Here is a 15,444-nt window from a genome sequence, read left to right as displayed (position 1 = left end):
GGCCCTGTCACCGTTAAACTCTCAGAGTGCCCGATGCCCCCGATTCCTCGAAAGCCCCCGGCCCTCGCGAGCCAGCGGGGCCGAAGGGGTCGCGCCCGCACATCACCGGAAGACCAACCCCAAGCCCAGGTCGGCACACCGACTCAAAGACACCCCGCGACTCCCGTTCCAAGGCCACCAAAGAGGCATCCCAGGCCCCCGCTAAGACACCTCGGGTCGGGGCAACACCCCAGGCGAGAACAACACAGCAGGACGGGACATTGCAGTCGGGCGAAGCATCGAAGTGGCGCGAACAGCACCGCGGGCGCAGGAATACCAAGAAGTCTGCGCATTTTGCGAAGCGCACGCAAGAGCGCCGTGGGGCAGGACGTAAGGAAAACGAGAGGGGCGACAAGCTTCGCACAACCCGTCGTACCCGACGCCCCCAGTCAGAGCGAGCCCGAGCCTTCCAGCCTTTCACCCCTGAACGCCTTGCCGAGCGCGCAGCCGCGATCCCCGTCATCGACTACCCGGATCTGCCCGTATCTGCCCGGCGCGATGAGATTGCCGCCGCGATCCGCGACCACCAGGTCGTCATCGTGTCCGGTGAAACCGGCTCGGGCAAGACGACCCAGCTGCCGAAGATCTGCCTCCAACTCGGCAGAGGCGTCACCGGGATGATCGGTCATACCCAGCCCCGCAGGCTCGCTGCCCGCTCGGTTGCGGACCGCATCGCCGCAGAGCTCGGGCAAAGAGTCTCCAAAGAGCCCGGCCAGGTCGTCGGCTACCAGGTGCGTTTCACCGACGAGGTCGGCCCAACGACCCTCGTGAAACTCATGACGGACGGCATCCTCCTCGCGGAGATCCAATCCGACCCACTGTTGCGCCGCTACGACACGCTCATCATTGATGAGGCGCACGAACGCAGCCTCAACATCGACTTCATCCTCGGATATCTTGCACGCCTGCTGCCAGCCCGCCCGGACCTGAAAGTCATCATCACTTCGGCAACGATCGACTCGGCCCGTTTCGCCGAGCACTTCGGCCGCTGGGAAGGCACTCCGGGGCGGGGGCACCTCATTGAGCCTGCACCTGTCATTGAAGTGTCCGGCCGGACTTTCCCCGTCGAGATCCGATACCGACCCCTCGCCGCCGATGCTGTCTCCTCGTATTCGACCTCGACGAGTTCTCAGGAATCCTCCTCATCCGCTGAGGATTCCTCCTCACTCTCGGGGTTCGCTGCCCGCCCGCTCAGCTTGCCTCCTTCGGAGCAAGCCTTGAAGACCGAGCAGCCCCTGGCAAAAGCCACCGAGGACGACACGACCTGCACACATCATGCGGCCTCCATTCATGATTCAGCCTTCGTTTTCACCCCCGAGCCGGACGCCACCCAGCTCGTCCTCGAAGATCTTGATGATGATCTGCCGACCCTCGGATACGGCTTGGGCGAAGACATTGATGTTGAAAGCGCGATCTGCCATGCCGTTGATGAACTGTGCGCCGAGGGCGAAGGGGATATCCTCGTTTTCCTTCCGGGCGAACGCGATATTCGCGATACGGAGCAGGCCCTCCTCGATCACCTCGGAACGCGCGGTGTTCGCGCGGGAGACACCGCGAAAGCTCTGCCCGGCTCAATCGAGATCGTGCCCCTATTCGCTCGTCTGAGCGCCGCCGAGCAGCATCGCGTCTTCGAAGAGCACCGCCTGCGCCGCGTTGTTCTCGCGACGAATGTTGCCGAGACCTCCCTGACGGTGCCGGGGATCCGCTACGTTATCGACCCGGGGCTTGCGAGAGTGTCGCGCTATTCCAACCGGACGAAAGTGCAGCGCCTCCCCATCGAAGCCATCTCCCGGGCCAGCGCGAACCAGAGGGCCGGTCGATGCGGCCGCGTCGCGGACGGCATCGCAATCCGCTTGTACTCCCAAGGCGACTACGAGTCGCGCCCGCGCTTCACTGAACCGGAGATCCTCCGTACCTCCCTCGCGTCCGTGATCTTGCAGATGGCGGCCCTCGGCCTCGGCTCCGTCGCCGACTTCCCCTTCCTTGACGCCCCCGAACACCGGGCCGTGAGAGACGGGGTCGCCTCTCTTGTTGAAATCGGGGCGCTTCGCGAGGAGAAGGACGATTCTGGCCGCACCACGCATCGCCTCACCCCCATCGGCCGCGACCTCGCACGCCTGCCAATCGACCCGAGGCTCGGCCGTATCCTCCTTGAGGGCGATGCGAATGGCTGCGCCTCGGAGATCCTCGTGATCGTGGCAGCCCTATCGATCCAGGATGTTCGCGAGCGCCCTCTTGAACATCAGCAGGCTGCGGATGCGGCGCATGCGCGCTTCGCGAACCCGCATTCGGATTTCATCACCTACCTGAATCTGTGGCGCTACCTCAATGTTCAGCAGCGTGATCTGTCGGGCTCGCAGTTCCGGCGACTGTGCCGCGCGGAGTTCTTGCACTACCTGCGTTTCCGCGAGTGGAGGGATGTCGTCGTCCAGCTCCAGCAGATGGCGCGGCCTTTGGATCTCATCGTGCATCCCTTGGCGCTCCCCTCTCCGGCAGATGTCATTGAGGCCGCTCAGTACGGGGGAGCGCAAGATGCTGCGGCTCGCGCGGTCGTCGCTTTCACCCAGGGGTCGAGGACGGTTGACGCCGATGATGTGCACCGTTCAATGCTTGTCGGGTTTTTGTCGAATCTTGGTTCTTGGGACGAGGCGAAGCGCGACTACCAGGGGGCGCGAGGAGCACGCTTCACGATTTGGCCGGGTTCGGGGCTTGCCCGCTCGCATCCGGCGTGGGTGATGACGGCGGAGCTGGTGGAGACTTCTCGGCTTTTCGCCCGCACGGTTGCGCGCATCGACCCGGCGTGGGTTGAGCCCCTCGCGACTCATCTTTTGAAGCGCGTCTATTCCGAACCCTACTGGTCGTCTTCCAAGGGCGCGGCGATGGCGAAGGAGAAGCTCTTGCTCTACGGCTTGACCTTGGTCGCGGAGCGCCCGGTGTTGCTCGGCCGCCTCGGGGACCGTGTGATCGACGAGGGCGGGGCGCGCAATTCTGGGGTGGTCACTGCGGGGACTCTTGCCGGTCTTGCGCAGGGCCTCGTGGGGGCCGGTGATGAGCGTCGATCGAGCCGGGAGTTGGGCTCTGTTGGCCGTGATTTCCTGGCGATGGCTCTGGCTTGCGCAGGGAAAGACGAGCCTGACGCTTCAAGTGCGCAAGACGAGGGCGCTGTCTCCGCCCCTGTTTCACTCTCCGGGACCGCAGCCCTCTCCGCTTCTGATGTCTCCGGGGTTTCAGCTGTTTCCGCGACTGCTTCCCCGGGCGTTTCCTCCTCTTCCGAGGGCGCCACAGACTCTGCGGTCATCGCAACACTCGGAGGCGCTGCAAACTCCGGGAGTGGGGTCGACGGAGCGAATGCGGATTTAGGGGCGCGAGGCTTTGGGAAGGACACAGTCGAAGATCCCTCTTGCCAAGCCCCACGAAAGCAGGGCGCACCGAACGAACCGCAACTGGAGGCACGGAGCAAGCCACCAGCGGGCACGCGGCGCGAGGAAGAAGCGGACACACGCGCTGAGGCGACAGCACAGGCCGCGCCGAAGAATGAGGCCGAACTCGAGTCGGTACCCCCTCCCTCGGCGCCCGCGCCCTCGGCCTCTACTCCACAAGCCCAGCCACATCTCACAGCGCACTCAGTTCTTACAGCCCGCGAGTTGGCGCGCGAAATGTTCATCCGCCACGCCCTCGTGGCGGGGGAATGGCGTGAACGCCATCGCTTCCAGGCCCACAATGACGAGCTCGTCGAACAGGCTCGTGAAGTTGAACGCCGCTCGCGCACCCACGGCCTCGTCGCCGATGAAGAGGCTCGCTTCGTCTTCTTCGACGAGCTGATCCCAGACGATATCGTCTCTGCCGCCCACTTCAACCGCTGGTGGAAGAACGAGCGGCGAAGCCATCCCGAGCTGCTTGATTACACGGACTCCCTGCTGCTTCCGCGCGGAGTCGGAGAAGCGAGTGATGGTTTCCCGGACACCTGGGAAAGCGGGGGGCTCGAACTCGAATTGTCCTACGCCTTCACCCCCGGCTCCTCACGTGACGGCGTCACGCTGAGCATCCCGATCGAGGTGCTCGAGCGGGTGAGCGATGAGGGCACTGATTGGCTCGTACCCGGAATGCGCGAAGAGCTCATCACAGAGATGATCCGCGCTCTGCCCAAGGCGAAGCGCCGCCTCCTCGCGCCCGCGCCCGAGGTCGGAGCTCGAGCCACTGCATGGATTGAGAGGGCTCTTGCGGGCACGCTCGACCCCCTCGAAGCTGGGTCGCAAGCGCCCAAGAAGGAGGATGCACAGGCCCCGGATCCGATGAGTCTTGGCGCAGCAATGGATCGCCTCGCCCGCTGGAGTCAGTCCACGGGGCATGCGAGCCGCTCAGGACAGAGCAAATCCTCTACTCACAAGAACCCTGGGCGAAATGGCGCAGCTGGGAAAGGAGCGGACTCAGCCCCCACAGTGCTGGACTCGGCCCCAAGGAGCGTAGCCTCCCACTCCGCCACGGACCAGCCGGGCTCCGCTGCAAGCTTGCCGGGCTCTGCTGCGGCACAGACAGACTCCGCTGCACCCCACACTCACTCCGCTGCTGTGACGGCCTCGAATCCCCCGAACACGGGCCCCTCCACAATCGACTGGTCCCACAAGCGCCCAGCTTTTGAGAAGGCTTTCGCGACTGCCATCCGAGTCCTGCGCGGAGTCGAACTGTCTGAATCGGATCTGTCGCATGCTCGCAGCAAGCTTCCCCCTCATCTGCTCATGACCTTCGTCGTCCTCGATTCCCACGGCGTCGAGATCGGCGCTGGCACTGATCTCGTCCATCTTCAGCGCGAATTGGCAAGCCGAGCCGAAGAGGCCATCCGTTCGGCGGTGAGAGGAGCGGTCGCCGAAGCGATGCTCGAAGCTTCTCGTGATCATTCCGGGCGTCGAGGCCGAGGTCGCGCTCGCTCCACTGCCTCCTCGGCGCTCAGCGCTCCCGGCCCCAGCGGCCACGCCGTTTCAGGCCAGAAGGGCTATTCAGGCCAGAATGGCACTCCCAACCTCAAAGACCACAGCGCCGCTTCCTTAGAGGAGACCGCTCGTCAATACAGCTCTTCAGGCCAGGGGACTTTCGCAGACCTTGATTCCACCCGGGTACACAAGTTTCAAGGCCCACAGGCCACAGACCCCTCTTCACACCATGCGTCGGCTCCACGCACGCCTGGCGGCAAAGCCCCGCACGCCGAATCTCGTAGCGTCTCAGCTCCTCACGGCCACATGTCCGCAGGCCTTCACCTCGAAGCCCTCACCGCTTTCCCCGAAACACCCCTTCCCCGTTCGATTGAATCCCCCGGCTCCTCGGCGACCCTTAGGGCCTTCCCTGCGCTCGTCGCCGAGGGCGATGCTGCGAATCCGCTTGCGGGAGTGCGTGTCATGGCGAACCCTCACGAAGCGGAGCGCAAACACCGAGAAGGCCTTGCTCGACTGCTCCTTTTCAGGCTTCGCCTCCAGCGGACCCGCGTCACGACCCGCTGGACGGGACGCCAAGCCCTCATGCTCGCGGCCTCGCCCTACAAGGACACGGCCGCCCTCGTCGATGATGCGCAATTGGCCTCGGCTCTCTCCCTCGTCGATGAGTTGAGCGGGGAGGCGGGGCCAGGAGCGATCCGCGACGCCGGAGCCTTTGAGGAGCTAGTCGCGCGCTGCCGGAACATCCACGAGGACCGGGTCTACGAGATTCTTGGGCATGTGGTCCGCGCAATGGAAGCCCAGTCCGAAGTCGATTCTCAGATCCGCGGCCACAGTGAAGCCTCCATGCGTCCGATCGTCGCCGAAGTCGAAGAGCACACGCATGCCCTCATCCACCCGGGCTTCCTCGTAGAAACGCCCATGTCCGCACTACCCCACCTGGCCCGCTACCTGCGCGCCGGGGCCGTGCGCATTGAGAGGGCCTGCGCTTCACCGGGCGCTCTTCAACGAGATCTGGAGGATATGGATCGCCTGCACACCCTTGAAGCGAGCCTTGCCGAGGCCGAAGCCCTGGCCGCTCACCGTCCCTACGATTCCAGATCGGCGAGGACGATCTCTTCTGCCCGATGGCTCCTCGAAGAACTGCGAGTGTCCGTGTTCGCCCAGAAGCTGGGGACTCCGAACAAAGTGTCTTTCAAGAGGGTCGCCGCCCTCATTGAGTCGGTGTGATCGTGGACCGTGAGATCGCCCGGCGTGAGGCACTCTTGCTCATGAAAGCCTCCGAACTGCACGGATGGGTTTTCCGTTTTGACTTTGCCCGCAGGAGGGCCGGATCGTGCACGCACCGGACGAAGACGATCACCTTATCCGCTCCGCTGACGGATCTGTACGATCCGGACACGGTCAGGGGTGTCATCTTGCATGAGATCGCGCACGCACTGGTCGGACCGCAGCACCATCATGATGCCTTGTGGAAGAGGACCGCGAGGATGCTCGGCGCCCCCGACACTGCCCGCCTGCCTTCCTCCCTGCCCACTCCCCCTGAACCCTGGGTCGGCACCTGCCCGCACTGCGGTGCGCAACGCCGATTGTTCCGCGCCCCCAGGAGGGTGAGTGCCTGCGCCTCCTGCTCGCCCAGCTTCGATCCCGCCAGAATCCTCACCTGGGAGTACGAGGGCGTGACCGCCGTGCCCGGCGGAGCCTATGCGCGAGAGCTGCGTCAGATCCGCAAGAACCTCAGCTTCTGATAGGGCTCGACGCTGAGGAGGCTCACACTCAGATCACAGTCCGTACATGTCGGCGATGCTTGCAAGAACCTCCTCTGCACTGATGCGGCTGCCGAGCAGAGCCTTGAGGTTGATGTCTTCGTCCCGCATGGCCTCGAGGAATGAACCGACGTCAGCTGCAATGCTCGAGGGCGCAAGGAGACGAGTCCCTGGCACCACAAGCTGCGCCAGCCGGAAGACATCGTTCTTGTGCTTCTTGATGTTCTTCTTATCAACGGTTTCCCCAGCACGTTGACGTTCGGAGAGGTCCAGGAATGCTTTCGCTTTGAATGCGATCAGTCTGTCCGCTTCCAGAACAGAAACGCGATCAGTCGAATCATCCAGGTGAACTGGAATGATGCCAGACAAGAGGAACTCGTAGTAATCTTCGTCGAGAAGAATCGCGGATAAACTTGATACCTCGTCGCCTGCAAACACTGGTGCTTTGATCGCTCTTTCGTGCTCTTTGAGGAAGTCTGGCACCTTTGAGAACAGCTCGATCATCTTCGGATATCCCGCGTGCTGGGGCTTGTCGAACCTGTAGAAGATCGGCGCACCATCACTGCTTCGCCTAATCGAATACCCTCCGTCCTCGACGAGCCGCCAGACGGCCGTGCTCACCGCCTGAAGATCACCATCTGCGAGAAGCACCGTGTCGAAGTCCTTGGTTGCGCGAAAGTCAAGTTCAGCCTGGCGCATCAAAACTGTGCAGGCCATTCCTCCGATGAGGGCGTAGGAGCCTTCAAGGCCTCGAAAGGCTCGAGCAAAAACCTTTAGGCCGAGGCTGTCATGCACGGCCATAGATATTCCTTCCCAAAAAGCTGCTCAAGTGCTTGCTCAATACGCTCATCGCCTGCGCTCAGTGACAAACCCAGAGAAACATCATCGATCTGCCGATCTGCAGAATCCCCGAACAAGGGCGGAGTCTTCCAAATCTGAAGAAGTGTCGTTTGCTCATCCGGGTACTCGCCCTCGAACGCCTCGATGAATGTCAGAGCACGCGCGTCACGGTGTGAGACTGCGCGGATCGTCACCCTCGGAGGAGTCAGGTCCGTGCGTTCCGCAAGAGCACTCTCACCGCCCAAAGGAAATACTTCGAAAGAAGGGTCGGAGCGGACCATGATGGTCTTAAGCACCGGAGTGTCGAAGACAGAGAGTTTCTCATCGAGCATTCGATGACGACCACCGATAATCGAGTACTGGACCATCCGACCTTCACGGGTTTTGTCTGCGATTCCCTGGTCAACGAGTTCCTCGACTGCTCGACTGGCATCACTGGCATGCAAACCCGAAGCCTGGCGCATATCGAAAAGAGATACCCACCTTTCACTCCTCGCAGCCCATACTGCAGCGGTTTGTGCACGGGCAGAGAGCTTTTCCCTGTACTGCCGACCAACTCTCAAACCCGCAGGCGCGCGTGAACTCAGAGTCATTCCGAGGAAGGGCATATGGATCTGCAGTCCAGGGGTGATGAAAGGCAGCCCCTGACTGGCGAGTGCTTGCCGTTGCCGAGACTCAAGGGGGGCGCAGATGACGGTGGGTAAACCGCAGATGCTTGAGACAACTCTGTGTACTCTCTTGCACTCTGGCAGAGTCGCTCCTTCTTTCATACGGGCGAGCACGAAGCTCCCGTCCTCAACGGACTCGGAGTCCCACCTCCCGAGAACACAAAGGGAGTAGTTGGCCACGTCTCGCAGGTGAAGCGGTAACTTCGCTTCACCTGGCCACGAACGCTCCACGACCTCGACTTGGAGGCCTTCGTGGAGATAGTTGACAACATCAATCATATGATACTCATATTGCATATTTGAATCACCTGAGTCAAATATGCATTTTTAAATCAATCGTTCACTCACTCTCCACATCTCAGCAAGATGCAGACCTTCCAACCCCCCTCTTTGTGTGAACAGTCTCACAAGTGAGTCTTGTGAACGTATAGTGATTTCATGGATTCCGCCGCCTTTTCCAGCCTTGCAGCTTCCCGTCACTCGGTCCGAGACTTCCTTCCAGACCCCATTGCCTCCGATGTCCTCGACTCGATCCTCGAGGACGTGAGCAATGCGCCGAGCTGGTCGAACACCCGCCCCTACATGCTCGCCCTGGCCAGCGGCGAACAGGCGGATCGTCTGCGCAGCGCCTACGTCGAGGCCTGGAAGAAATGGCTTGCGCAGATGGCGAAGGACAAGAACGCCAACGCGAACGGCCCCGCCGAGGGACTGCCCGATGGGGACTATGAGGGATGGCGCCCCTACCCCGATGAGTTGCGCGCTCGCAGCGTCGACCTCGGCAAGAAACTCTACGGGCATCTCAACATTGGACGCGAAGACCGCGAGCGCCGTAACGCACTCAGTCGCCGCAACTACGAGGCCTTCGGTGCGCCCATCATCGGTTTCGTTTTCGTGCGAGGGGACTTCATGCCCTGGGCGGCAATGGATGCTGGTCTCATGCTCCAGACCCTGTTCCTCTCAGCGAAGGTCCGCGGCGTCGACTCATGCCCGCTGGGCCTCCTGTCGTTCTGGCGCAGCCCCGTGGACGCCGAATTCGACGTTCCCGAGGACTACAAGTTGTTGACGGGCTTCGCCCTCGGCTATGCCTCGGATGCGCACATCAACTCTTTCGCCGCGCCGAGACCGAAGATCGGGCTTATCGTCTCGAAGAAGTAGCGCTTCGTCTCCCCCTCCTTCAGCGCACGACCCGCCTGTGAGAGGGGAGTTCGAACAAGATCCGCCGCCGGAATCAATGATGAGGCTTTCCTCGTAGACCTCCTGTGGGAAGTGTCCATCACCCGGAAGCCCCTTTTCATTGAACGTCCCCCTTGAGGAGCAGCCATGTCGAAGTCAAAAGCCCCATCCTCGAAAAAGCCCCAGCGCATCGGCATCCTCACGGCAGGAGGCGACTCCCCTGGCCTCAACGCCGCGATCCGCGGCTTCGGCAAGGCCGCGATCGGCCACTACGGGATGGAGCTCATCGGCTTCCAGGACGGCATCCGAGGACTCGCGGAGAACCGATTCCTCAGTCTCGACTCGAAAGCCCTGTCGGGGATCCTCACCCTCGGCGGCACCATCCTGGGGACCTCTCGCGACAAAGTCCACAAGATGATGGTGGACGGCGAAGTACGCAACATGGTGCCCACCATTGTCGAGAACTGCGAGAAGGACGGGCTCGACGCCCTCGTCTGCATCGGCGGAGGCGGGACTGCGAAGAACGCGCAGCGCCTCGCGGCCGCAGGCCTTCCCGTCATCCACCTGCCCAAGACCATCGACAACGACATCGCCCACACCGACACGAGTTTCGGCTTCTCCACCGCGCTCGGGATCGCGACCGAGGCGATCGACCGACTCCATTCCACGGCGCACAGCCACCACCGCGTCATCATCGTTGAAATCATGGGTCACCGCGCCGGTTGGCTCACCCTCGGCTCGGGCATCGCGGGCGGCGCCGACATCATCCTCCTGCCCGAGATCCCCTACAGCGTCGACAAGGTCGTTGAATCCATTGAAATGCGCGCCAGCTACGGCGCGAACTTTTCCGTGATCGCCATCGCCGAGGGCGCCCGCGACGTGTCAGCAGCAGCTGAACTTGCCGCCGCAGAATCCCTCATCAAGCAGGCGGACACCCCTGAGGGCAAGGCTGCCGCGAAGAAACACCGCGCCTCCGTCCTCGCCTCCCACCGGGGCAACGCCTACGCCCTCGCTGAGAAGCTCGAGGCGGCGACTGGCCTTGAATCGCGCGTCACCATCCTGGGCTATGTGCAACGAGGCGGGACTCCCGATGCGCAGGATCGTCTCCTGGGGACTCTTCTCGGAGGGGCGGGGGCCGATCTTGTTGCTCGGGGCGAGTTCGGTTTCACTGTCGCCTCGCAGGCTCAAAAGGCTGTGCCCGTACCCCTTGAAGAGGTCGCGGGCCGGGTGAAGATGGTTCCCCTCGACCACCCCTGGATCGATGCGGCGCGTCACGTCGGCACTGGGCTCGGGGACTAGGCTATTGCCTATGCGGGCCCTCCGGTCCGATGGGACTTTCGCAGATTTCAATCCACAGGAGCGACATGACCGATCAGCTGAAGATGAGCCTCGAGTCCAGCAAAGATGCCAGCGACGCGCCGGAGCGCGAGATCCTCACGTGGGAGCTTTTCGGTGAGGCATCGCGTGAGCTCACCGAGCAGATCATCACCTCCGGGTGGATCCCGGATCTGATCGTCGCGATCGCCCGAGGCGGTCTCATCCCCGCCGGCGCGGTCTCCTACGCGATGGATGTCAAGGCCTGCGGCACGATGAACGTCGAGTTCTACACCGGGGTCGGCCAGACCCTCGAAGAGCCTCAGCTTCTCCCCCCGCTCATGGATGTGTCCGCGATGAACGGCAAGCGGGTCCTCATCGTCGACGACGTCGCGGATTCGGGCAAGACCTTGAAGATGGTCATGGACCTCGTGAAGGAGCACGGTCTCTCCCTCGACGGAGAGACCCAGGTGAAGGTTGATGCGCGCTGCGCGGTCATCTACAAGAAGCCCGTGTCAATCATCGAACCCGACTACGTGTGGCGCCACACTGACAAGTGGATCAACTTCCCCTGGTCGACGCTGCCGACCATCACCGCGTGAGGCGTTCGCGATGACGCCCGCGCCCGAGTTCGATTCGTTCTCGTCCGCCGATGACGAGGGCGATTCGGTGCGCGAGGGCGCGTTCGGCGAGGCGGCCGGGGCGGATGGGGCCGAGGTCGAGGCGCCGCGAGCTCACAGCGGCGAGCGGGCGCTCGCGTCGTTGAACGTCGCCCAGCAGATCGCCGACCTCGTTCTGCACCGCCTCGCCTGCGGCGAGGAGATCCGGGTCCTGGGGATCACCGGCCCGCCCGGCACCGGTAAGACGACGGTCGCTCAGCTCGTCGCGGAGATCCTCGAGGGCGCGGCCGAGGTCGAGGTCGCGGGGATCGCGCCGATGGACGGGTTCCACCTGTCGAACGCCGTCCTCGACGAGCTGGATCGTCATGATCGTAAGGGCGCTCCCGACACTTTCGACGTGTGGGGGTACGCGGCGCTGCTGGCGCGCGTCCAGGCGGGCGACCGCGAGGTGCTGGCCCCCGATTACCGGCGCGACCTGCATGAACCCGTGGCTGCGTCGATCCTGTTGCCCGCCCGGGGCGTCGTCATCACGGAGGGCAATTACCTGGGGCTCGATGCACCGGGCTGGCGCGAGGCGCGCGAGCGCATCGACTTCCTCGTCCACGTCGATACCGCCGAGGAGCTCGTCTACCGTCGGCTCATCGCCCGCCATGAGGCCTTCGGGCGCGAGACCGCCGAGGCCGCGCATTGGGTGCGCACGGTGGATGCGCCGAACATCGCCCTCGTCAACGAGTGCCGAGGCCGCGCCGACGCGATCGTCTCCGCCGACCTCTGACCCTCGAACCACGCACAAGTTGGGCATGGCCCCTGTGATGATCCCCCGTTGGTGCACTGAACCGGGTCTCGTGGAGCGAACCACCGTGCATCGCACCTGTGGGGGACGAGGAACGCCGTTGGCCACCTCGTCCTGCGCCGCGCCCCCGTGAAAGGAGGGGTTGACGAGTTGTGGAGGGGTTATATCCCCTCCACTTTTCGTCAACCCCTCCATCCATGCGCGGTGAGAGGAGGACCAGGGACGGGCCCACTCGCCATGAGGGCGCGGCGGAGGCATGGATCGAGGACGAGAGCGGGGCCGCCCTCGCCACAATGACCAGGCGGGCCCTCCCTCGCCGAGCCGCCGCCCGCACCCGTTGCTAGTGTTGCGCCGTGAGCGACGATCCCCGCCCCGCCCTCGGGCCCGACGAACCGAGCACGGTCGCGCCCAGCGTCATGTCGGCGCCAACCGCCACCACCGAGCCTGTCGAGCCCGACCCCGGGTGGAAGCGCCGCGTCGCCCTCTTCCTCACCGCCCAGACGATCTCCCTGTTCGGGTCCAACATCGTTCAGTACGCGATCATGTGGCACCTCACCCTCACCCTCAAGCAGGGGTGGGTCATGGGCCTGTACGCCCTCGTCGCGTTCGTCCCCCAGGCCATCGTGTCCCTGGCGGGCGGAACCCTCGCCGACCGTACGAACCGGCGCACCGTCATCGCCGTGTCCGATACCCTCATCGCCCTCGTCACCCTCGGTTTGGCCGTGTCGATGTCCCTGGGGCGCGCATCGCTCGCCCTCATCCTCGTCGCCGTCGCCGTCCGCTCCGTCGGCCAGGGGTTCCAACAGCCCGCGGTCTCGGCGCTCCTCCCTCAGCTCACGCCCGCGGCGCACCTCATGCGCGTCAACGGCATCAACCAGACCGTGACCTCGGCGATGATGCTGCTCTCCCCGATCGTCGCGGGCGCCGTGTACGCGTGGGGCGGCCTCGTGCCGACCTTCTGGATCGACGTTGTGACCGCCTTCGTCGGCGTCGCGATCGTCCTCACCATCCCGGTGGCGACCATTCGTTCCGGCGCGGCCGAGGGCGCGTCCTTCGTCCAGGACTTCGCGGCCGGCATCCGCTACGTCCGCTCGCACCGCGTCGTCGCCTGGCTGCTCGTCCTGTTCACCGTCATCTACCTGCTCGTCGTCGCACCGACCTTCCTCGACCCCCTATTCATCACCCGCTCCTTCACCCCCGAAGTCTGGGCGCTGACGGGAATCGAAGTCGCCTTCTCCGCAGGCATGGGGATCGGCGGCATCCTCGTGGCGATCCTCCCGGCGAAGTGGCATCAAGGGCGGATGCTCATGGTCTCGTGTCTGAGTTTCGGGCTCCTCGGCGCAGCGTTCGGCCTGACCCCGCTGCTCGGCAGGACGATCGGTCTGTACACGATGTTCGCCATCATGGTCGTCGTCGCCATCGCCATCCCTTTCTTCTCCGCGCCGGTCATGACGCTCGTGGCGACCACCGTCGAACCGGAGTTCATGGGCCGCGTGTCCTCGCTGATGAGCATCGTCGCCGTGCTCGCCATGCCCGCCGGAATGACGGTGCTCGGCCCGCTCGCCGACCGCGTGCCGATCGAGTGGATCTTCATCGCCACCGGCCTCGCCGCGTTCGTCTTCACCGTCGCAGCGTTCGCGGCGGCGCCCGGCCGTTACGTCCTGTCCCTGAGCGGCGGAGGTGCTTCGGCGGGCGACGAGGGCGGGCGGGGCTCGGCCGATAGCGACGGCGCACGCTAAGCCCATCCGACCGTATGACGGAACGCGCCGGGTCCGCACGGATGCGCCCTCGACCTGCACGATTTACCGCCGACGATCTCCCAGGCCCGGCCTGAAGCGGAAAGGCGCCCGAGGCTGGAGGCGATCGACCTCGTCCCCCGCGGACGCGTGCACATCCGCCCATCGGAGATGGTCTAGGGTTGGTCATATGGCTACTGCGACGCGCAACCAACGCCTCGACCATCTCCCCTTCAACACCGCCCACCGCAAACTCGTTATCGGCTCCGGCATCGGCTGGGCCCTGGACGCCATGGACGTCGGACTCATCTCCTTCGTCATCGCGGCGCTCGCGAAGGAATGGAGCCTCACCCCCGGCCAGTCCGGCCTCATCGCGTCTATCGGCATGGCGGGCATGGCCGTCGGCGCGACCCTCGGCGGCCTCATCGCCGACAAGCTCGGGCGTAAGCAAGTCTTCGCCCTGTCCCTGCTGGTCTTCGGCCTGGCCACGGGCGCGTCAGCGTTCTGCGCGTCGCTCGGCGTCCTCCTCGTGTTCCGCTTCATCGTCGGGCTGGGCCTGGGGTCCGAGCTCCCCGTCGCCTCGACCCTCGTCTCCGAGTTCGCGCCCGCCGCGATCCGCGGGCGCATCATCGTCCTGCTCGAGGCGTTCTGGGCGCTCGGCTGGCTGCTCGCCGCCCTCATCGGCTACTTCATCGTCCCGGCCGCGGGCGGCTGGCGCTGGGCGCTCGGCCTGGGCGCGATCCCCGCGCTCTACGCGATCTACGTGCGCCGCTCCATCCCCGAATCCGTCCGCTTCCTCCAACGCAAGGGTCGCGAGGACGAGGCCGAAGCCGCCGTCGCCCAGTTCGAGGCGGGCACGCCCCTGTGGGGGTCGACCCCCGCCGCTTCGGACGCCGATTCCGGCTCTGCTGCGCCCTCGGCCCGCGCCCAGGCCGAACGCGAGATCGCGGCCGCGAACCGGGGCGTGGCGGCCCTCTTCCACCCGGTGTTCCTCGCCCGGACGATCGGCCTGTGGGGCGTGTGGTTCTTCCTCAACTTCGCCTACTACGGCGCGTTCATCTGGCTGCCCGGCCTGCTCGTGAAGTCCGGCATCGACCTGCCCAAGTCCTTCGGGTATACGCTCATCATCACGCTCGCGCAGATCCCGGGGTATTTGGTGGCCGCGTGGCTCATCGAGAAGTGGGGCCGACGCGCAACCCTCGTGGCGTTCCTCGCCGGAGCGGGCGTCGGCGCGTTCTGGTTCTCCATGGTGTCGAGCCCGGCGGGCATCATCGCGGCCGGATGCGTCCTGTCGTTCTTCGCGCTCGGCGCGTGGGGCGCGGTTTACGCGGTCACCCCGGAGGTCTACCCGACCGGGATTCGCGCGACGGGCTCGGGGTGGGCGGCCGGCTTCGGGCGCCTGGCGTCGATCGCCGCGCCGCTGTCCGTGCCGGTGCTGCTCCAGCACATGTCGACGGCCGGCGTGTTCACGGTCTTCGCCGGCGCCTTCGCCCTCGCGATGGCCTCGGGCCTGCTGCTGCGCGAGACGAAGGCCTCCGCCCTCGTCTGACCCTCGAACCACGCACAAGTT

The 15,444-nt window shown here is 64.5% G+C and carries 10 protein-coding genes; 8 read left to right on the top strand and 2 right to left on the bottom strand.

What is annotated here, in order from left to right; all coding sequences use genetic code 11:
* Window positions 1–260 precede the first annotated feature (260 nt).
* Together JFX23_RS02725 and JFX23_RS02720 are read left to right on the top strand one after the other, a co-directional pair.
* Complete coding sequence (locus JFX23_RS02725; protein WP_198775608.1) at window positions 261–6,194, top strand: DUF3418 domain-containing protein; 5,934 nt, start codon at window positions 261–263, stop codon at window positions 6,192–6,194.
* A gap of 2 nt (window positions 6,195–6,196) precedes the next feature.
* On the top strand, window positions 6,197–6,712 hold the full coding sequence (locus JFX23_RS02720; protein ID WP_198775681.1) for a SprT-like domain-containing protein: 516 nt from the start codon (window positions 6,197–6,199) through the stop codon (window positions 6,710–6,712).
* A gap of 33 nt (window positions 6,713–6,745) precedes the next feature.
* Here JFX23_RS02720 and JFX23_RS02715 read toward each other — a convergent pair whose 3' ends face one another.
* Together JFX23_RS02715 and JFX23_RS02710 are read right to left on the bottom strand one after the other, a co-directional pair.
* Window positions 6,746–7,531 (bottom strand): hypothetical protein, encoded by a 786-nt coding sequence (locus JFX23_RS02715; protein WP_198775607.1) that lies wholly within the window; start codon window positions 7,529–7,531, stop codon window positions 6,746–6,748.
* Window positions 7,504–8,517, bottom strand: coding sequence for a hypothetical protein (locus tag JFX23_RS02710; RefSeq protein ID WP_198775606.1), 1,014 nt, complete (start codon window positions 8,515–8,517; stop codon window positions 7,504–7,506). Before JFX23_RS02710 ends, JFX23_RS02715 begins: the two co-directional genes overlap by 28 nt.
* Before the next feature lie 159 nt (window positions 8,518–8,676).
* On the opposite strand from JFX23_RS02710, the gene JFX23_RS02705 reads away from it, so the two are divergent.
* The 6 genes from JFX23_RS02705 to JFX23_RS02680 all read left to right on the top strand — a co-directional run bounded on the left by JFX23_RS02705 (window position 8,677) and on the right by JFX23_RS02680 (window position 15,423).
* A complete protein-coding gene (locus JFX23_RS02705) occupies window positions 8,677–9,393 on the top strand; it encodes a nitroreductase family protein (protein ID WP_198775605.1) in 717 nt (238 codons plus the stop codon).
* A gap of 165 nt (window positions 9,394–9,558) precedes the next feature.
* Complete coding sequence (locus JFX23_RS02700) at window positions 9,559–10,710, top strand: 6-phosphofructokinase (protein WP_198775604.1); 1,152 nt, start codon at window positions 9,559–9,561, stop codon at window positions 10,708–10,710.
* A gap of 65 nt (window positions 10,711–10,775) precedes the next feature.
* Entirely contained in the window at window positions 10,776–11,327 is a 552-nt protein-coding gene (locus JFX23_RS02695) for a phosphoribosyltransferase (RefSeq protein ID WP_416153017.1), read from the top strand.
* A 10-nt stretch (window positions 11,328–11,337) separates the two neighbouring features.
* Window positions 11,338–12,120 (top strand): nucleoside/nucleotide kinase family protein, encoded by a 783-nt coding sequence (locus JFX23_RS02690; RefSeq protein ID WP_005962981.1) that lies wholly within the window; start codon window positions 11,338–11,340, stop codon window positions 12,118–12,120.
* A 371-nt stretch (window positions 12,121–12,491) separates the two neighbouring features.
* The gene (locus JFX23_RS02685) at window positions 12,492–13,877 is read left to right on the top strand and encodes an MFS transporter (protein ID WP_198775603.1); all 1,386 of its coding nucleotides are present in this window, start codon (window positions 12,492–12,494) and stop codon (window positions 13,875–13,877) included.
* Window positions 13,878–14,064: 187 nt separating this feature from the next.
* Window positions 14,065–15,423 carry an MFS transporter gene (locus JFX23_RS02680; RefSeq protein WP_005962973.1) on the top strand — a complete coding sequence of 453 codons (1,359 nt, stop codon included), beginning with the start codon at window positions 14,065–14,067 and terminating at the stop codon, window positions 15,421–15,423.
* Window positions 15,424–15,444: the final 21 nt, after the last annotated feature.

This window comes from Schaalia cardiffensis (assembly GCF_016405145.1).
Classification (GTDB): Bacteria; Actinomycetota; Actinomycetes; order Actinomycetales; family Actinomycetaceae; genus Pauljensenia; species Pauljensenia cardiffensis.
Note: the sequence above shows the minus strand (reverse complement) of the source record. Positions and strands in the feature narration are given on the sequence as shown.